We start from the raw sequence: 20094 nt of genomic DNA on the forward strand, positions 1-20094 counted from the left end.
AGACTGCATGGATATGAACGAGGATGGGCTGATGGAATATCGTGAGCAGGTGGTGGTGTTCAGGAAGGGCGGTATCAACCATATAGCGCGTATCATCACCTATGTGGATATCAAGAAGGGAAAGATGCCAAAGTTGGTGTCCTTGCTTACCAACGACTTTGACATGTCCATGGAGACTATCGTAGCCATCTACCGCAGGAGGTGGCAGATAGAGTCTCTTTTCAAGCAGATAAAACAGAACTTCCCGCTTAGATACTTCTATGGGGAGAGTGCCAACGCCATCAAGATACAGATTTGGGTTACACTCATTGCCAATCTATTACTGTCACTGCTGCAAAGCTCATTGCAGAGGCGGTGGAGTTTCTCAGGGCTGGCTACTATGGTGCGCATTGTACTTATGGAATACCTCAACATGAATAATTTCTTCAACATGCCGGATGCCGACATGAAACTCATGCTTGAAGCAGCGGCTGAATCGCCACCCGAGGTAACAGAAAATGAATAAGGGGGCTTGTCACTAACATGCTGTCATCCGAACTATTGTGTCTCAATGAGTTGGAATGAGGATTTCTATGTTTAGCGGACAGTAATAAAAATATTTAGGACACTATTGGTCATGATGACGTTTTCAAAGCATTGGAACAAGTACCGTTTCACCGAGTGCCAACCATCATTTAACGATAGATGAACTTTCGCAACATGAAAGTTATCTATTTGATTATCAATCATTTGAAAATCTATTAACAATGCCTGTATTTCTCAAGTTTCTTTTCGTTGGTTTTTAAAATTGCAGAGATGACCCATTGATGACAAAACAGCCATTCAATAGGAATGAATGGCTGTTGGAGTGAAAGTGGCTGATGGTCAGAAGAGTTGCGCTATCTTTTCCGCACAGCTGCCTTCGTAGAAATTTATTTTGGTAACGGGCTCATACCGCAGACGGTCGTAGCGATATAGCCGGAACACTGCAAACTGCTTGTCGTCGGACACTCCGCCTTCGAGCAGATAATTGCCAAGGCCCGTCTCCTGAAATTGTTCTGACTCTTTCAAATCGCTTTCCAACCGATCGGCGGCGATAGCCAAAACCTTCTCTATCCGCATGCCGACCTCGGCAGTGTACTCTTTCTTGAGAAACTTGATGGTGCTCTGTGTGTTGTTATAGACTGCCTTCTTGCTGAAGAATGATTTCCTAATTGATATACGTGGGTCACTTGAGAGTGCACCGCGCATCTGCAAACTATTGATATTTGCCATAATATAAAAATGTGTCTGTTGAATAAAATATTGATAAATTGTACTTTATGTCACGACAAAAGTGTGACAAAAACCAACAATTCAACAAAGCAAACGCCTTAAACGGAAAACAAAATATTCCGCCGAAGGCATCGACATTATCGCACTTGTAGGAGTTGACTGCAAGCCGGGATAATGGTTATGGAACGCATTTTTAAAGGTGAATGACTGAAAATGGCGACTTGTCTGTTCTCCAGATGCCAACGGGTGGATGGAAACGATCCGCTCCGGGCGTGAATTACAAATGCGGAGAAGCTGCGAAGAGTCTGTGAATGTGGCTTGATGTGTGTCGTGGCTCTGACTGAACGAAAGCCAACGGGCTGTCAAATCACGATCCTCACCGTTGGCTGTCGAGGCATCCGCCTGCTGAATAGCAGTAAATGCCATCAGCAAAAAGAAGAGAACTATATATGACCAACGATGCTTCATCTTTAATTTCTAATGCTGCAAAGATAAATTAAATTATTGACAGACAAGAAAAAACAGACTTATTTTACTGCTGTTGGTTGAAAACTTTGTACTTTTGTTGAACAAATCAAAAATCACTATTTATCCAAACTTCTGTTAGATTAAGATTTATGAGAAAGAAACTTACAACGCTAATGATTTGTTTCATGGCCATCCTGACCGTCAAAGGACAGTCAACCTTCACACTAATGCCACAACTCCATGTCGGAGACACACTGACTTATCAATGCAAGGCTATCAGCACAACCATCTTTGATTTCATTTCAGAAGAAAACAAAGAGGGTAGCGACCGAAAATTCATGTTCATAGTCAAGGGAACGGATGACGAGGGAAACTTCAAAGTTGACTATGTCATGAAGGATGCCAAGCTGAACTACAATTCAAAGAATGTGAAAGATTTTTCGTTCCTGAAAACTTTCATCGACTTTTATGAAAACGACATGAAAGAAAAGCCCATCCATCTGATTGTCAGCAAAGACGGCAGGCTGCTGAAAGAGGAGGGCACGTCAGAAATAATAGATGCAATGATTGACAAAGCGCTCCCCGAAATAAAGGCGTGGATTGAAAAGATGACAAAGCAAAAGATTTCTGAAGATTTGCCAAAGGAGAAAATGAGAGACCAAATAAAAGATGATTTCCTGACAAAATTCTTTGTAGAGATACCCGATTATTTTAAATACTATGGCAAGCCCTTGCTGCTGGGAAAGTCGGAAACTGTCGATTCGATGACTACAACTTATGCCGTGGCGCGAATGGACGACAACTCTGTGCGCCTGAAAGTAACGGTTGACATGCTGAACGGGAAGAAAGAAGCCGACAACAGCACCGAGATAACCGACCTTCTCATAGGGTCCGATGAGGAAGATGATGAGGAAGATGATGAGGAAGAAACAGACGATATAGACCTGGGCATCAAGATTATGAGATATGAGGACTACAGTTTCCTGCCTAACGGAGTTCTAAAGTCTCTCTCAATCAAGATGGAAGTTACCAGTGATGACAGTGGAAAGTCAGATAAAGGAATAAAGGAATCGTACGAACTGAGCCTGATTCAGTAGCTATCAGTGACAAAAAGACAACTGACGGCAGCTCGTTACTGGCACTTATCGTTTGCTTTTGAAGAACTGCTGCAAAAGATTGCTGCACTCTTCGGCTAAGATACCTGGCGTGACGGTTGCTTTCGGATGAAGTGCATGAGGAGCATAGTCGAGGTATCCCCTCTTCTCATCTTTGCAACCATAGACGATTCGCTTCACTTGTGCCCACCCAAGAGCACCCGCACACATGACACAGGGTTCCAATGTTACATAGAGCGTGCAGTCCTGAAGGTACTTTCCGCCCAATTCGTTGGCGGCAATGGTGATGGCTTGCATCTCCGCATGTGCCGTTACGTCGTTCAACGTTTCCGTAAGATTGTGTGCACGTGCTATAATGCGTTCTCGGCAAACGATAATTGCGCCTACGGGAATCTCTCCTTCTCTATAAGCTTTCTGAGCTTCGGCTAAAGCCAACCTCATGAAAAACTCATCTTTCTTTAATTGCTCCTCTATGCTCATATTGCAAAATTACGTAATTTATTTTGTATTTCAGAAAGAAAATCCTAACTTTGTATGTGCAATTAAATGCCGGATGGCAAATAAAAAAGCCTTGAGAAATCCGATACGATAAGACAAAATGGCACTACATAACGATTTGGGGACATGGGGTGAGGAAATAGCCTGTGAATATCTCCGCCACGGTGGATTTAGAATACTTGATCGCGATTGGAAATATGGTCATCGTGATTTGGATATTGTGGCAATTGAGAACGACGTGTTGGTAATCATTGAGGTGAAAACTCGCAGAAATGAACGATACGCTGACGCGGATGAGGCTGTGAACGCCACGAAAATCAGATCGTTGTCGATTGCTGCCAATGCTTATATCAAGAACCATTGCATGGATAATGAAGTGCGATTTGATATTATCACCATTGTGGGAACTCCCGATACGCGGCACACGCTGCGGCATGTGCGAGATGCTTTTCTGCCTTTTATCTGATTGACTCAGACCAATAACATTCAAAGGCTTTCGACATAAAGTAAGGAAATAAAGAAAATGACTTTATACAAAAAGTTGCTCGATTTGTTTAAGAAACCAAAGCCGGAACGTTCTTCTGCCAAAATTATCCGTTTGGACACTACGGAGAGCACCAATCGTTATCTTCGTGATTATGTTCCGGAAATGGGGGAGGAGATTACGGTAGTGGTGGCCGATTATCAAACCAACGGAAAAGGACAAGGACGTAATTCGTGGGAAAGCGAGAAAGGAAAGAACCTTCTCTTTTCCATCTTGCTTCATCCCAAGGAAGTGCCGGTAGCAAAACAATTTCTCTTGTCGGAATATGGAGCACTGTCATTGAAAGAGGCATTATCCGACTATATTGATGAAGGCATCTCTCTGAAATGGCCTAACGACATCTATTGGAATGACAAGAAGCTAAGTGGCACGCTCATTGAAACGAAGATAGGAGGGGGAAGAATCAAGGATTGTATCTTTGGCATTGGCTTGAATGTGAACCAAACGGAGTTCAGGAGCGACGTCCCCAATCCGGTATCAATGGCGCAGATTGTGGGCCGGGAGATAGACCGGGATGCGCTTTTGGATAAAATAGTCAGGGCTTTTGAACGTAATTACGAGCTGATTCGCAGTGGAAATTACATCGGTTTAACAGCCCAATATCATGAATCACTCTACCGTTCGAAAGGCTTTTTCCCTTACATCGACTCTGAGGGAGAATTCGAAGGTAGCATAGTCGAGGTGGAGGATGATGGTCATTTGATTTTAAGAGATTCTTCCGGGAGAATAAGAAGTTATGAATTTAAAGAAATAAAGTATGGCAAGATTTAAGAGAATCCTTCTAAAGCTTTCAGGTGAGAGCCTGATGGGAAAACAAGGATATGGCATTGATGCCAACCGTTTGGCAGAATATGCCGAACAAATTAAGGAAGTGCACGGGATGGGTGTGCAGATTGGCATTGTTATCGGCGGCGGTAATATTTTTAGAGGTTTAAGCGGTAGTCAAAAAGGCTTTGATAGAGTAAAAGGAGACCAAATGGGTATGTGCGCAACGGTTATCAACTCGTTGGCATTAAGTTCGGCTTTGGGAGCCATAGGAGTGAAGTCTAAGGTGATGACAGCCATCCGAATGGAACCCATCGGGGAATTTTATAATAAGTGGAAAGCCATCGAAGCCATGGAAGCCGGTTACATTTGTATCTTTTCGGGGGGAACCGGAAATCCATATTTTACTACCGATACCGGCTCCAGTCTTCGCGGAATAGAAATTGAAGCGGATGTGATGCTGAAGGGAACGCGCGTGGATGGCATTTATACGGCTGACCCGGAGAAAGACTCTACGGCAAAAAAGTTTACGGAGATAACCTATGATGAAATCTACAATAAAGGCTTGAAAGTGATGGATCTCACTGCTACCACAATGTGTAAGGAGAACCATTTGCCCATCTATGTTTTTAACATGGATGTATTGGGTAATCTGAAGAAAGTGATAGAGGGCGTTGAAATAGGGACATTGGTGCATAATTAATTCCATTGCCCTTATCAATTGTTTTCTTTCTTTTTATACTAATTGCTGCGATGGTGATATTCAATGCAATTAATAGCAGGAAGAAACGTTCAGAAACTAACATGGTAATTGCTTTATCCCAAACCGGTCATTAGAAACTATTTTAGTTCTTGTTTCTAATGACAGTCATTGGAAACATTCAATTGTAGATGTTTGTCATTCAGTAACTTACCAACTAAAAGCCATACGCCGTGAATTCATGTCAATACCTGCCTGTCCGGGAAAGGCAAAAGGCAAGCATATTCTTTATTTTGTCAAGTCATTGAAAACGCGAAAATCCTTCCGGGCATACGAGAAAAGTTCGACAGTGTCCTAAATTTTCTTCATTCATCTATCGAAAGCTTATCTTTTGCACGCTAAAAGATAAGCTTTTGCACTGCAAAAGGTCATGGATTGGAGTGCAAAAGCTAAGCTTTTAAATCACAATTAATATCATTCTGATTATCAATGGATTACGAAGTGCGTCTCGGGTGCTGTTTTTGTAATATAATTTCATGTTGATGGTCGGGTCGAATGTGCGCTATCAAGCCGTCTGCCTGCCATCAGCTGAATATGGGTTGAAGACATAAGGGGATATGTATTATTCAACATTGGAGCAAAACATGTCAAGTCGCATGATTTGATGTAACCTTGCGCAGAGACTCAAAAAGTCATTCAGCGCACCACCGGAAAACGATAAAGAATTTCTCACTGCCATACAATACCGAGAAATCCTAATGACCGATTTGGACTTATGGCAATACACAATGCAATAATGCATAGGGGGAAATGAAAAAAGTCGGTCGCTGATTTCAAAAACCAATGTCTTGAAAGTCAATGACCGACCTTTTCTTGTTTTATTAATATTCTAATTGTCTTTTTCTGTTCCTTTTTTGTCCGAAATGGTGAAATCAACGTATTCGCCTTCATCATCCCCAATAACCTGTTTCTTTCGCTGTTCGCTCGAACGTCTGTCTATAATCGTGTTTTTTGTCGTGTGATGGTTATCTGTCCAATCTTCCGGTTTGAATCTTTGCACCTTTCTTCGAATTTGCTTGTAAAAGGCATAGGCTATCCATACGATGGCTATAAAAAATACACCGAATATGAATAATATGAATTTGAAAAGTGCTATCATAGTCAAGAAAATACCAATAGGCTCAAAATTTTGTTTCCGCTACTTCTGAATGAATATGGAAAGAGCCACGTACCATGCGATGATAATGGCAAACGATACTATTCCAAAGATTAAAATCAACGGGATGCAGGTGAGCAGGAAGATGTATTTCACTTCATTTCCTTTCCAGTTCCATTGCTTAAACTTCAAGGCGAACATGGGAATTTCGCATGTCATCAACCGAGAACAGATTGCTATTCCCATAAGCACCAAGAAAGGCATCCATGAATAGCTTTCCATCCATTCTCCAACGCCTACAATCAGAGAACCCCAAAATAAGGCGTTGGCAGGTGTGGGTAAACCTATGAAGCCTAAGGCCTGGCGTTCGTCAAGATTGAATTTGGCAAGTCGAAGGGCGGAAAATGCTGTCATGATATACGCCACGAAAGGCAATACAAAGCGAAAGCGTTCCAAAATGTCGGGATACTCCATGATTTGGAGTTCATAGAAAACCATGGTGGCAGGTGCTACTCCGAACGTAACGATGTCTGCCAATGAATCCAGCTCCTTTCCAATGGGTGAACTCACGTGCAATAATCGTGCGCTCATGCCATCGAAGAAGTCAAATACAGCTCCCATGATTATCCATACGAATGCCATCCGTATATTTCCGCCGAATGCGAAAGCGGTGGCAATACATCCGGAGATGAGATTGCAACAAGTGATACTATTTGGAATATGTTTCTTCAATGCCATTTTGTTTTGTCTTTTCTATGGTAGCTTTGCCAGAACTGTCAGGTTGCCGGTTGTGGATTGCCCCATCTTTACGCAAACCTCTGAGCCAATGGGAAGAAAAACATCGACACGACTTCCCAATTTGATAAAACCAAGATACTCGTCAATGTAGCAATCTTCTCCTTCTTTTGCGTAAGTAACGATTCTGCGTGCAACGGCACCGGCTATTTGCCGGCAAAGCACTTCGTGTCCATCGGGAGTTTTCAGCATAATGTCAGCGTGTTCGTTTTCCTCACTTGCTTTCGGAAGCCATGCTTTGTGAAAGTTTCCATTGAAATGCTTGACGAATTTTACTACTCCATCTACGGGAAACCAATTGGCATGTACATTCCATAGACTCATAAAAATAGAAATCATCAATCTTTTCTCGTGAAAGTATTTGTTTTCTTCCACCTCTTCTATTACCACGATATGACCGTCTGCAGGCGCGACGACAACTTTGTCGGTGTCCTCATTTGGAAAATACCTGATGGGGCATCGATAGAAATTTAAGACAACGCAATATATGGTAACAAATACGACGCTGAATATCCAAAATGGGATTTTCGAATCAACACCAAACCACAAAAGTAGAGCAACAAGCACTACACCTATTCCTCCGTATAAAATTTGATCTGTTCCCTCGTGGTGTATTCTTACTTTTTTGAGTTTCCTCTTTATTTTTCCCATGGTTGAGATTCGTATTTTTTCTGCTTGCAAAGTTAATTCTTTTTTGTTGCTCCTACAAATTTTTAGCTTCATTCTTTTGGTTATGTCAGCTTTTCATCGTAACTTTGAAACTCAAAATCCGCAATGCGTAAAAATGGAAAATTACATACACTTACACGTTCATACCCACTATTCAATACTTGATGGACAGTCGAAAGTTCCCTATTTGGTTGATAAAGCAGTAAAAGACGGGATGAAAGGAATGGCGATCACCGATCATGGTGCCATGTTCGGTATCAAGGAGTTTTCCGATTATTGCATTCAGATTAACAAGGAACGAAAGAAAAAGGGAGAAGAGCCTTTCAAACCCATTTTCGGTTGCGAGATGTATGTCGCAAGAAGGCGGAAAGAGGATAAAGTAAAGGAGATGCACGACAACTCCGGTTATCATCTCGTTGTTTTGGCAAAAAATTACACCGGCTACAAAAACCTTATCAAGTTGGTGTCGCGCTCGTGGGTGGACGGATATTATTACCGACCGAGAACCGATCGTTCCGACCTTGAGAAATATCATGAGGGGCTGATTGTCTGTACCGCTTGCATTGCGGGAGAAGTGCCTAACAAAATAATCCATGATGATATGGCGGGAGCTCGCGAGGCATGTGAGTGGTATCACCGAGTTTTTGGGGATGATTTCTATCTCGAATTACAGCGACACGAGGTGAAAGACCCGAATTTAATTGCCAATCGTGAGGCTTTTCCGCTTCAGCAAAAAGCAAATCGCGTGCTTTTGCAGTTTGCCGAGGAATATGGTATAAAGTATGTTTGCACCAACGATTGCCATTTTGAGGATAAGGAAACCGCAGAGGCTCACGATCATTTGCTTTGTTTGTCAACGCAGGAAGACTTGAACGACCCCAAACGTATGCGTTATTCCAAACAGGAATGGTTCAAGACTCAAGCGGAAATGAATGAAGTGTTTGACGACCTTCCGCAGGCATTGGCAAATACCATGGAAATTCTGAATAAGGTAGAGATTTATAATATTGATAGTGGACCTATCATGCCTTTCTTTCCCATTCCGGAAGATTTCGGAACGGAAGCGGAATGGGAGAAGAAATTTTCCAAAGCAGACCTCTATCGCGAGTTTACCACAGATGAAAATGGCGAAAACCCTCTCTCCGCCGAGCAAGGGAAAGCCGTTATCGAGCGGTTGGGAGGCTACGAGAAGATTTACCGTATAAAGTTTGAGGCGGATTATCTGGCAAAACTTGCTTACGATGGCGCGAAACGAGTTTATGGAGACCCCATACCCGAAGATGTGCAGACGCATATCCGTTTTGAATTGCACGTCATGAAGACTATGGGCTTTCCCGGTTATTTTCTCATCGTTCAGGACTTTATCAACGCTGCTCGAACCAAACTCGGCGTAATGGTGGGTCCGGGACGTGGCTCGGCTGCAGGATCGGTAGTCGCTTATTGTTTGGGTATCACTAAGATAGACCCTTTAAAATACGACTTGCTGTTCGAACGCTTCCTTAATCCCGACCGTGTGAACCTTCCTGATATAGATACTGACTTCGATGATGACGGACGTGGCAAGGTGTTGCAATGGGTAATGGATAAGTATGGCGCGGAAAACTGTGCGCACATCATTACTTACTCCACCATGGCGACGAAGAATTCCATCAAGGATGTGGCGCGTGTGGAAGGCTTACCTTTGGAAGTGTCGAACAATCTCTGCAAGGCTATTCCCGACCGTTTGCCGGATAACTTGAAAATGAACCTGAAAAATTCTATCAAGTGTACGCCACGGTTGCAAGAAGCCGAGATAAGCGAGGATGTGCGGGAACGTAACACCATAAAATATGCCAAGATGCTGGAGGGAACCATTCGCGGAACGGGAATTCATGCCTGCGGATTTATTATCTGTCGCAATCCTATCAGCGACTGGGTGCCTGTGTCCACAGCTACCGATCCTGACTTTCCTGACCAGAAAGTGCCTGTAACCCAATACGATGGGCACGTTATTGAAAGTACCGGACTTATCAAAATGGACTTTTTGGGCTTAAAAACACTATCGGAAATCAAGGAAGCCTGCAAGGTTATTAAGCAGACAACGGGAGATGTTGTTGATATTGACAATATTCCCATTGATGATGATCTTACCTATCAGCTCTATCAACGGGGGCAAACTATCGGCACTTTTCAGTTTGAATCGGCAGGTATGCAGAAATATTTGCGCGAGTTACATCCCACCGTTTTCGAGGATTTAATTGCCATGAACGCACTTTATCGCCCCGGACCGATGGATTACATACCCGATTTCATCAAGCGAAAAAATGATCCTTCTTTGGTGAAATATGATATTCCCTGCATGGAGAAATATCTCAAGGATACTTACGGAATCACGGTCTATCAGGAACAGGTGATGCTCCTCAGCCGACAGTTGGCAAATTTTACGCGTGGAGAAAGCGATGCCTTGCGTAAAGCAATGGGAAAGAAGAAAAAAGCCATTGTTGATGCCATGAAACCGAAGTTCATCGAGCAAGGTACCAAGAACGGACACGACCCTCAAATACTTGAGAAAATATGGACCGACTGGGAAAAATTTGCCAGTTATGCTTTTAATAAGTCGCACGCCACTTGTTATTCATGGGTGGCTTATCAAACAGCCTACCTGAAGGCGCATTATCCCGCTGAATTTATGGCGGCTCTGATGACGCGCCGTTTTAGTCAGATTACGGAAATAACGAAGCTCATGGAGGAGTGTAAGGCTTTGAAAATAGCGACACTCGGACCCGATGTGAACGAGAGTAGGATGGAATTTGGCGTGAATGGGAAAGGGGAGATACGTTTCGGACTTTCCGCAATTAAGGGGATGGGAACCGGTGCGGCACAAGCCATCGTAAGAGAGCGTGAGGCAAACGGTCCCTACAAAGACATTTTCGATTTCGCGGAACGTGTGGATTTGTGCAATGTCAATAGAAAGGCTTATGAAAGTTTGGCCTATAGTGGTGCCTTCGATAGTTTTGGATTGCAGCGTGAGCAGTTTTTCGGCGTGAATGCCAAAGGCGTGCTGTTCCTTGATACACTTGTCAGATACGCGCAACTTTACCAGCAAGAGAAATCGCAACAACAAAATTCGCTCTTTGGAGGGTTGAATGCCGTGGCAGTAACTCATCCTCAAATTCCCAAAGGTGAGAAATGGCCAACGATAGAGAAACTCAATCGAGAGAGAGATTTGGTGGGTATCTATCTTTCGGCTCATCCCTTGGATGAATACAGCGTAATTTTAAATCATTTGTGCAACACTCATGCGGTGGAAATATCTCGCAACGCAGATTTCGAGGAGCTTTCAAAACGCGATGAAATTACGTTTGGTGGTATTATCACTGCTGTTAATGAGCGCTTTTCTCAAAAAACCGGGAAACCCTTTGGGTTTGTTACAATAGAAGATTTTGAAGGTTCCGGAGAATTGGCACTCTTTGGCGATGACTGGGCACGGTGGAACGGACTGATGAAGGAGAACTACACCATTTTTGTTACTGCAAAATGTCAGCCCCGTTATCGCAACAGCAATCTGTTTGAGCTTAAAGTTCAAAATGTAGAGCAATTATATGATGTGAAGGAACATCGTCTGCAACGTATTACCATTGCCATGGACGCATTGTCAGTAAACGAGTCCACGGTGTCAGAGCTGTCATCTTTGGTTGATAATAATCCGGGAAGCACGCAACTTTACATCACCTTGCGCACTCCACAGCAAACCACCGTGATGCTTCACAGCAAAAACAGAGGCATAAACGTGGATAAGAGACTCTTGGATTTCTTGGATGTCGCTGAAAATATGGAGTATTTTATTAATTAAAAGTGAACTTTTGGCATACTATTTGAAAGATAATCTAAACAATAAATACATTATCCAATAAAACATAGAAACAAAATGGAAGTAGAAATTACAAGTCAAAATTTTGAGAGTTACAAGAATGGTGAACTACCCTTGGTGGTTGATTTGTGGGCAACTTGGTGTGGACCTTGCAAAATGGTGGGTCCCATCATTTCAGAGTTGGCAAACGATTATGATGGAAAGATAGTTGTGGGGAAATGTGATGTGGAAGAGAACGATGATCTTGCCATAGATTTCGGTGTACGCAACATTCCTACCATTCTTTTCTTCAAAGGCGGAAAGTTGGTAGATAAGTTCGTGGGAGCGGCTTCTAAGGCTGTGCTCGATGAGAAGTTCAAAGCTCTTCTCTGATTGACAATAAAGAGATATAAAAAAATGGCGTAGCCTCATTCTCAGCTATGCCATTTTTTGTAATCATTTTTATTGCTGTCCGGTAAAAATTAACTGAAAGCTCTGTATCTCTTTATCCATCGGTATTGCAGCCGTTTTACTCATCCTGGGGCTTGGTTTTCAGTTTCAAACTGTAAGCATTATAAAATGCACTTATTTTGACAAGAAAAGACCTAAAATAACCGATAATTCTAAGAAATAATAAGTTTAAGTCTATTTTAACTAACACAGATAGCCCCAAAAAAGTTTTACCGGACAGCAATAAATCATTTTAAATTCGCCATAAATCCACCACTCTTCTTACTCGTTATTTTTATGGCAGAATACGGCAATTCTTCCTTTTTTTCATGCGAAAAGCAGGATGATTTTAGAGTGTCTATAATCCGCTGATATTCAGTTGTTTATGGCTTGCTTTTTAAAAGCTAAGGTTTTGCACTGCAAAAGCTTAGCTTTTGTGTTGTAAAAGCTTAGCTTTTAAAAGGTGAAACCTAAGCTATTGCAAATCGGAGGCTGATTTCATTTCTTTCCTCTTATTTTCTCAAGCGAAGAAAAGGGGTTTGGCGAGTTTTACGTTTCTTTGGAAATTGACCATAATGGGGCGAAGAAATTGCGAGGACCGGGCAGCATTCATGAATTCCTATTTTCGGTTGCGGTTGCTTTTTGCTAAAAACTTACTACGCGGCTGCCCCCTTTTTGTTCCTCGATTCTTACCTTGATGGCATTTTCCGGCAAGAGTTCTTCTATGAGTTCGGGCCATTCCAACAAACATAAGTTTCCGCTATAGAAATAGTCTTCATAGCCCATGTCATAAACCTCCTCAAGTTTTTTTATGCGATAGAAATCGAAGTGATAGATGGGGTTGTCTTCTCCATCGGTGTATTCATTTACAATGGCAAATGTGGGCGACGTGATTACATCGGTTACGCCCAATGTCTCGCATACGGCTTTGATGAAAGTGGTCTTTCCCGCACCCATCTTTCCATAGAAAGCGAACACCTTGTTTTTGCCAATATTTTCGATAAATGTCTTTGCTGCCTCTTGGATGGTATCGAGGCTTTTTATTTGAATTTCCATTTTGTTTGTTTTTATGTTCTTTTCTGTTGTTTTATCTTTTTCTCGGCGTGAGTGTGATGAGTGGAATCATCATTTCCTCCATGGATATGCCTCCGTGTTGGAAAGTATCTTTGTAATAAGATACGTAGTAGTTGTAATTGTTCGGATAAGCGAAAAAGTCATCTCCGGTGGCGAATACATAGCTTGTGCTGATGTTGGGAGAAGGCAATTGCACCTTTTCCGGGTCTTTGATGGTGAGCACCTCTTTGGCATCATAACTGAGGTTCTTGCCGAGTTTGTAGCGCAAGTTGGTGTTCGTGTTCCTGTCGCCTATGATTTTCACCGGTTTGGTTGTACGGATTGAACCGTGGTCAGTGGTTAGAATGATTTTATAATCAGAGTTTGCCAACTCCTTGAAGATGTCCGACAGGATGCTATGTCGAAACCAACTCAGCGTGATGGAGCGGTAAGCACTTTCGTTACTTGCCAACTCGCGAATCATTTTCATCTCCGTCCGAGCATGAGAAAGCATGTCTATGAAATTAACCACAAGTACGTTAAGGTCGTTGTGCTTGAGGTTGTTGAACTGTTGCATGAATTTCTCCGCCCCATTCGAGTCGTTTATCTTGTTGTAGGAGAATTTGTCGTGTCGGCGGTAACGATCAATCTGTGTCTGAATGAGCGGACCTTCATTGAGATTTTTTCCCTCTTCCTCGTCTTCATCCACCCATAGGTCGGGGAACATTCGGGCAATTTGCAACGGCATCAGACCACTGAAGATGGCATTGCGGGCGTATTGTGTTGCAGTGGGCAGGATGGACATGTACAAATCTTCATCAATGTCGAATCTATCACCTATTTCTTCAGAAAGGACTCTCCACTGATCGAACCTGAAGTTATCCATTACGATTAAGAAAACTTTATTTCCGGCATCTATCATGGGGAACACTCTCGACTTGAATATCTCCGGACTCATCAGGGGACGTATGTCCTCTCCTTCATTGCTTGCTCTGCTAATCTTTTGAAACTTGCCGTTTGAAGTCATCCCTCTCTGTTCTACCCAATCATGATAATGCTTTGCTACGAATTTGGCAAAACCATTGTTGGCGTCCTCTTTTTGCATTTTTAGCATTTCAGACATATCGCTGCCTGTGCTGCTGAGTTCCAATTCCCATTTCACCAACTTTTTATATACACTTTTCCAATCGTTGAAATTTTTGCAATCGCTGATTTGCATTGCGATTTGCCTGTATTCCTGTTGATAACTGCTTTGCGTTACCTCCGTAACGATTTCTTTTCGGTGAATATTCTTTTTAAGAGTAAGAAGTATCTGCATGGGATTGACAGGCTTTATCAGATAATCTGCAATCTTTGAGCCTATGGCTTGCTCCATGATATTTTCCTCCTCGCTCTTGGTTACCATGACTATGGGCGTGGCTGGTTGTGTTTCTTTGATTTGTTGCAAGGTCTCCAATCCGGAAAGTCCGGGCATTTGTTCATCGAGGAGAACAAGGTCGAAAGTCTGGGTTTTGCAATATTCTATGGCGTCAGTACCGTTGCTTACCGTGATCACTTCGTAACCTTTGTTCTTCAGAAAGATAATATGAGCCTTGAGGAGTTCTATTTCGTCGTCAATCCAAAGTAATAATCCGTTCATATGGTCTGTGTTGTATCGTTTTGCGTAAATATTGATGGTTCGTTTTAGAAGCCATCCAAATCGTAATATTCATCTTCAACGTCAAAGTCGAGCACCGGTTGAGCTTTGTCGTCGGTTTTCTTTTTCTCGGTCTTTGACTCCGTGTCATCGTTAAAGTAAATGAGTGGTGCGTCATCGGGTTGCTTCTTCGGTTTGTTTTGTGGTGTAACGTTCTTTTTGTCGTTGGAAGGGGAGGGGCTGTTTGGTGGATTATTCCGTTTGGGGTCGATGTAGAGTTTTGCTTTGTCGGCTTTCTCTGCTGGTTTCTTTCCCTCGTTTGTTGGTATGATTGTCTTTGTGGAGTCCGGAGCTTTCTCGCCCTCCTCTATTGGAAAATTGTTCTCGGATGATACGCTCGAGGAATCGTTGGCTGTGACGGATTTTTCCAATGGAATTATAAAGCCCTTTTGTTGCGTAGTATCTTTCTTCTCTTGCTCAATCTCAATCGGAATTATCAAGCCGTTCTCTGTCTTCTCTTCATTAGGCTCATTCTCGTAGAAATCCTGTTCAGTGTTCGTGTCAAGTTCGGCTTGTTTTTGAACATTGTTTTCTTTAGCCTTTGGAGTCGCAAGCTCGGCCGGTTCGGATAGCAGATAGCGTTTTGTTATTTTCAATGGTGCGAAGTTCTGTTCGTAGAACTCATCGTAATCCTTGAAACTCAACGCCGTTCCAATCAGTTGTAGATTCTTTTCGCTGATGATAATTCCCCGAGTGTCTTTATTGATTTGGGAAACGACATTTTTAGAATTAAAAAGTTGTCGGGCATATAAGTAGGCTTCATCAAAGTTTCTGAAGCCGGATAGTTGCATTCTGTGCAGTCCATCCATGTCTTCAATCTCAATTTCAAAATTGCGGACAAGGAAATTGGTGAAATTAAATCGTGCCATTTCGAACAACAGTTTGTTCTCATTCAGCGAATCCGGATTATATACAAGCAAGAACTTGAAGTCAATGTCACGATCGGCAGTAAATTTCACTTGTTTGATGCTGTCGCTGTCGTTTAATATGTTGGTTCTGGAGTTCCATACATCATCCAAGTTGAATTTTTCGCTCCGTATTCTCTTTCCGGCTTTCACTCCATTGATCATCATGCCTGCCATTTCGCTAAGTCTGCTCTGAGGATATTTCTCCACAACGGTTTGCATATCGTTGATACAACCTTCCACATTGCCACTATTCAGTTTGCTCAATCCTCCGATAAACAGGAATTTATCTCGGTTGGCTCCTTTCGGGAAACGTGAGTCGGATACCTTTCTGTTTCCTTCCACCTCACTGAATCGATTGTTTTTGAAAGCCTCGTAAGTTGCGGCATATAGCGAATCTTCTATCTGCTCACCAAATAACGCGTTCTGTTTGAAGTAGGGGTCGGTGAGAATTGCTGTCCACTCGCTCTTGGGATATTGACGTTGAAGCCTTGCTATAAATCCATTGGCTGTTTGTGGCTGGTTTTTTCGCATGTATAAGAGATACAAATGGTAATAAACATCGTCCATTTGCTCGTAATTCGGAAAATGATCGCTGACTCTTCGCAAAGTTTTTTCCGCAAGTATCAGGTTATCAAGCCTGTCTTTGAATATGACTCCGGAATGGTGTAGCCCATCAGATAATATCTTGTTGCTGTTCTGAAGTTGTTCCTCTGTGAAAGGAATTTGCGCCAAATAGTACTCTCGCTTGTGGGGATCGTTTTTAACGGAGTCGGTAGTGTTGGCACTGGAATCTGATTTTGCCATTTCTTGTTCTATGGAATCTCGCTGGGCATCGGTTAAGTTCTCCAAGTCAGATGTTCCGACTTGTCCTCCCACCACCGTTTTATTTATACGTTGCCAATCGTCCACATTCTCGCGCTTTCCCCAAAGTTGTCGGAAAGTGGCTTTTCCCTGTTGTATTGCCATTGGGTTATAGAAATACCAAGTGCTATTTTGTTTCTGATTGCTTTTCGGCTCCAACCTTCTGTCTCCTATGTTGTTGGCTCCAATACCACTGTTCTTAGCCTGTAGGTTTCTGGATTGTTGTTCTGCTTGCTTGTCGCGCTCCTCCTTCTCCCTCTTTTTCAGCGCATCAATAACTCTGTCAATAGCAGCCAATCGTTCTTCTTCGGGACATTTTGCCAGATATTGAAGAGAGTCCTGCAGTTGAACGGCATCCGTGTAAAGTACCAATTCATCGAGAATCTTTGAACGGTCGGACAATTGCTCATAGTCTTTGCGGTCTTTATCAAGCAGCCCCAATGCCTCATTGTAGCACCGATGTGCGTCTCCAAATCGCTCTTTCTGCCAATACAAGTCGCCGAGGTGCAGCAGCAATACTCCTTTCTCCACACCGTTGCGTGTCGCTTTTTTGTTTCCGTTTTCGTAAGCATAGATGGCGTTCATTGTATCCTTTTCGGAAAGATAGATATTGCCAATGGCATAATACACTTGGTCAAGGTATTCCTTGTTGTTATCCGAAGCTGCCATACGCTTCAGCCGTGCTATTGTTTGTTTTGCCTGACCTTTTGCCATCGCTTCTGAGGCTGCAATGCGTGCGTTAAATTCTAATTCGTATGGTGGGTTGGAGCGAATGACGCGCTTAAAAGCCTTGTAGGCTTCCTCTCTGTTTCCCAATGCAGCTTGTAGCTGTCCCATGAGATACCATTCGCGCGCTTTTTGTTTTCTGCGCATCTCATGTTTTATGACTTTTCGTAAGTAGGGTAGGGCTTTTTCCAGTTCCCCCGTATGGATGTAGTAGTCGGCGTAGGTATAATCCCACTCTTTAACGGCTCTCCAATCCAATGAGTCGCGTTTCATGTTTCGAATGACATCATCGGCATCATAGAGCCATCCCGCTTCAATATATGACTTGGCAAGCCATGCTCGCGCCTTTCCGTAAATTGCGGGTTGCCCCTTGTATAGTCTGCTCATGTAGGAAAAAGTGGTTGCCGCCTCTTCAAATGCCCCCTTATGAAACTGCGATCGTCCCATGAGCATCCATGCTTTCCAAAGGAAAGGATTGTATTCTTTACGAGAAAGCCATTCTATATCTTTCTCTGTCTTTCTCCTGTTCTTGTTCCATTCCGGACGATGTTTAATGCTGTGTTGAGCGATGGCTTTCTGTGCTTTTTCCACCGCTCTATCGAAATTAGCTTTTCCTATCTCCCGACTATTTTTATTCCCAACTGTGTAAAGAGGAATGAACTCCGTGAAATTATCCTTGTTGGTGTTTTCTTTTTCCAATGAACCATCAATATATGCTTGTGCGCCATTGAAATACGTGTTATATTTGGCGTTAAAAGAATGCCACCAACGTGTTTGTGCCGTGTTCTTTTTTGTGGAACACGCCACAATGATGATTGTTAATGCCGACAAACATAGCAGTGGTAAATATTTCTTTGAGGATGACTTCACTTTTATTTAACTCAAATTTCTTTGCTTTTATTGTCTCATTTGTAAAAAGAACTTTTTATTGTCTTACCCTTCAATCATCGCGATTAATTCATCTTTCACCTGATTGGGTACGTTTATTCCTCGCAATATCAAGCTACGATTCCATCCTTTAGCTTCTTTGGACTGCATGGTATAGAGAATTTCCGCAAATTCGTCCGCCTCCTCATCCGTATAATTATCGGAATCCCTGCCTTTGTAACGGTCGAGCTCTTCATCATCATAATATTCTATTTCTTTTGTGGCTGCTTCCATCATACATGTCTGTTCGCAGGCTTCGTCAAAGCCGCTACAAGTGGTGCAATCTCCGGATGTCGGAAGTACTACATCTTCTTCTTTGCCACCTCTTTTGGAGAATAATGCCATCAATCCCACAAGTAGCGTAAGTAGGATAACAGCTGAAATTCCTATTAGTATAAAATCCATTGCGTTTTGATGATAGATTTTTTTACCTCTCAATTTTGAATCCTGCCTTTTCCATTTCTTCCCAATAATTCGGATAGGACTTAGACACGACTCCGGGATTGTCGATTTTTATTTCTCCCAAACGAATGCATAATGGCGCGAAAGCCATAGCCATGCGGTGGTCTTTATGCGTATCAATTACTATTGAGTCTGCTCTTTCGCATCGTTCTCCGTCCCAAATCATCTCTTCATCGTTGATGGTATGGATGACATAGCCCAGCTTTGCCATTTCTTCTCTCATTGCTTCCATACGATCTGTCTCTTTGAATTTCAAATTGTGCAAGCCCGTAAAGCGAAACGGTATGTTCATAATTGGGCAGAGGGCTATTAGTGTCTGCGCAAGATCGGGTTGGTTGGTGAGATTATATTCTATTCTTGGTAGTGAATGTGGTTGGGGCTTGATGTTCACGTCGGTCAAGACGTCTTGATATTTATCGGCAAATGTTGTCTTGGTGCCAAAGAGTGAAAAGATATATTTTACTGCGGCATCTCCTTGTCTTGAGCTGTTTTTCAGACCGGGGAAAGTGATTTGGGATGATTTGTTCCCCATCAACGTGAGTACTTCGTACCAATAGCTCGCTGCCGTCCAATCGTTTTCTATTACGTATTCATGTTCTGTATAGGGTTTGGCACCGATTGTAATGGTATCGACATCGGTCCATTCTGCTTCTGCTCCGTATTCATGCATCAGATGAATGGTGAGGTCGATGTAAGGACGCGAGACGATGTTTCCCATGAGTTTGAGTTCAAGACCATTCTTTAATATCGGACCAATCATCAGTAAAGCCGAGATATATTGGGAACTGACATTGCCCGCTACTTCCAATTGTCCGCCTTTCAAATTTCTTCCGCGGATGCGCAGAGGGGGGTAGCCCTCTTGTTCCATGTATTCAATGTCGGCACCAAGAAACCGGAGTGCATCGACTAAAATACCTATTGGACGTTGTTTCATTCGGTCTGTGCCTGTTAGTATGTGCTCACCCTCTTTTACGCTCAAGTAAGCCGTCATAAAGCGCATGGCTGTTCCGGCTGCCATGATATCTATGGTTTCGGGGTTGTTTTTCAGTGCTCTGACAATTACTTCGGTATCATCGCAGCGCGATAGATTTTGTGGAAGAATGTTTCCTCCCGCCAATGCATGAATAATCAGAGCCCGGTTGCTGATGCTTTTGGAGGGTGGTAATAGAATGGTGGAAGAGATATGTTGGGGTGGCTTGATGGTATATTGCATGTTCT

The 20094-nt window shown here is 42.8% G+C and carries 18 protein-coding genes; 7 read left to right on the plus strand and 11 right to left on the minus strand.

The genetic code is table 11. From position 1 onward, the window contains the following. On the plus strand, positions 1-505 hold a 505-nt coding region (locus E0E16_RS01395; protein WP_130829700.1), incomplete at its 5' end, for a transposase. A 359-nt stretch (positions 506-864) separates the two neighbouring features. On the opposite strand, the gene E0E16_RS01400 is transcribed toward E0E16_RS01395, so the two are convergent. Both E0E16_RS01400 and E0E16_RS01405 read right to left on the minus strand, forming a co-directional pair. Beyond that, entirely contained in the window at positions 865-1254 is a 390-nt protein-coding gene (locus tag E0E16_RS01400) for a hypothetical protein (RefSeq protein ID WP_130828504.1), read from the minus strand. A gap of 81 nt (positions 1255-1335) precedes the next feature. Then, positions 1336-1680 (minus strand): hypothetical protein, encoded by a 345-nt coding sequence (locus E0E16_RS01405; protein ID WP_130828505.1) that lies wholly within the window; start codon positions 1678-1680, stop codon positions 1336-1338. Between the two features lie 191 nt (positions 1681-1871). On the opposite strand from E0E16_RS01405, the gene E0E16_RS01410 reads away from it, so the two are divergent. Beyond that, positions 1872-2819 carry a hypothetical protein gene (locus E0E16_RS01410; RefSeq protein ID WP_130828506.1) on the plus strand — a complete coding sequence of 316 codons (948 nt, stop codon included), beginning with the start codon at positions 1872-1874 and terminating at the stop codon, positions 2817-2819. A 45-nt stretch (positions 2820-2864) separates the two neighbouring features. Here the strand turns inward: E0E16_RS01410 and E0E16_RS01415 are convergent, their stop codons facing one another. Beyond that, entirely contained in the window at positions 2865-3317 is a 453-nt protein-coding gene (locus tag E0E16_RS01415; protein ID WP_130828507.1) for a nucleoside deaminase, read from the minus strand. 118 nt (positions 3318-3435) lie between these two features. Here E0E16_RS01415 and E0E16_RS01420 point away from each other — a divergent pair, with 118 nt between their 5' ends. The 3 genes from E0E16_RS01420 to pyrH are packed head-to-tail and all read left to right on the plus strand — an operon-like array spanning position 3436 to position 5347. Further along, positions 3436-3801 carry a YraN family protein gene (locus E0E16_RS01420; RefSeq protein ID WP_130828508.1) on the plus strand — a complete coding sequence of 122 codons (366 nt, stop codon included), beginning with the start codon at positions 3436-3438 and terminating at the stop codon, positions 3799-3801. Between the two features lie 57 nt (positions 3802-3858). Beyond that, positions 3859-4650, plus strand: a complete 792-nt coding sequence (locus E0E16_RS01425) for a biotin--[acetyl-CoA-carboxylase] ligase (RefSeq protein WP_130828509.1) — start codon at positions 3859-3861, stop codon at positions 4648-4650. Continuing rightward, a complete protein-coding gene (gene pyrH / locus E0E16_RS01430; RefSeq protein ID WP_130828510.1) occupies positions 4637-5347 on the plus strand; it encodes a UMP kinase in 711 nt (236 codons plus the stop codon). Before E0E16_RS01425 ends, pyrH begins: the two co-directional genes overlap by 14 nt. 886 nt (positions 5348-6233) lie before the next feature. Here the strand turns inward: pyrH and E0E16_RS01435 are convergent. Genes E0E16_RS01435 through E0E16_RS01445 form a run of 3 tightly spaced genes read right to left on the minus strand, consistent with a single transcriptional unit; the run spans position 6234 to position 7946 of the window. Next, complete coding sequence (locus tag E0E16_RS01435) at positions 6234-6503, minus strand: DUF4834 domain-containing protein (protein ID WP_130828511.1); 270 nt, start codon at positions 6501-6503, stop codon at positions 6234-6236. A 39-nt stretch (positions 6504-6542) separates the two neighbouring features. Further along, a complete protein-coding gene (gene pssA, locus E0E16_RS01440; RefSeq protein WP_165444183.1) occupies positions 6543-7238 on the minus strand; it encodes a CDP-diacylglycerol--serine O-phosphatidyltransferase in 696 nt (231 codons plus the stop codon). Between the two features lie 15 nt (positions 7239-7253). Next, complete coding sequence (locus E0E16_RS01445) at positions 7254-7946, minus strand: phosphatidylserine decarboxylase family protein (RefSeq protein WP_130828512.1); 693 nt, start codon at positions 7944-7946, stop codon at positions 7254-7256. Positions 7947-8079: 133 nt separating this feature from the next. Between E0E16_RS01445 and dnaE the strand changes: the two genes are divergently transcribed. Then, complete coding sequence (dnaE, locus tag E0E16_RS01450) at positions 8080-11796, plus strand: DNA polymerase III subunit alpha (RefSeq protein ID WP_130828513.1); 3717 nt, start codon at positions 8080-8082, stop codon at positions 11794-11796. Positions 11797-11871: 75 nt separating this feature from the next. After that, on the plus strand, positions 11872-12186 hold the full coding sequence (trxA, locus tag E0E16_RS01455) for a thioredoxin (protein WP_130828514.1): 315 nt from the start codon (positions 11872-11874) through the stop codon (positions 12184-12186). Between the two features lie 702 nt (positions 12187-12888). Here trxA and tsaE read toward each other — a convergent pair. From tsaE to E0E16_RS01480, 5 genes are all read right to left on the minus strand, one after another. Further along, entirely contained in the window at positions 12889-13299 is a 411-nt protein-coding gene (tsaE, locus tag E0E16_RS01460; RefSeq protein WP_130828515.1) for a tRNA (adenosine(37)-N6)-threonylcarbamoyltransferase complex ATPase subunit type 1 TsaE, read from the minus strand. A gap of 31 nt (positions 13300-13330) precedes the next feature. After that, positions 13331-14935, minus strand: a complete 1605-nt coding sequence (porX, locus tag E0E16_RS01465) for a T9SS response regulator signal transducer PorX (RefSeq protein ID WP_130828516.1) — start codon at positions 14933-14935, stop codon at positions 13331-13333. A gap of 44 nt (positions 14936-14979) precedes the next feature. Then, positions 14980-18357, minus strand: coding sequence for a type IX secretion system periplasmic lipoprotein PorW/SprE (porW, locus tag E0E16_RS01470; protein ID WP_130828517.1), 3378 nt, complete (start codon positions 18355-18357; stop codon positions 14980-14982). Between the two features lie 63 nt (positions 18358-18420). Continuing rightward, entirely contained in the window at positions 18421-18819 is a 399-nt protein-coding gene (locus tag E0E16_RS01475) for a hypothetical protein (protein ID WP_130828518.1), read from the minus strand. A gap of 22 nt (positions 18820-18841) precedes the next feature. Then, complete coding sequence (locus E0E16_RS01480; RefSeq protein ID WP_130828519.1) at positions 18842-20089, minus strand: 3-phosphoshikimate 1-carboxyvinyltransferase; 1248 nt, start codon at positions 20087-20089, stop codon at positions 18842-18844. Positions 20090-20094 lie beyond the last annotated feature (5 nt).

This window comes from Prevotella rectalis, from assembly GCF_900607215.1.
GTDB lineage: Bacteria > Bacteroidota > Bacteroidia > Bacteroidales > Bacteroidaceae > Prevotella > Prevotella brunnea.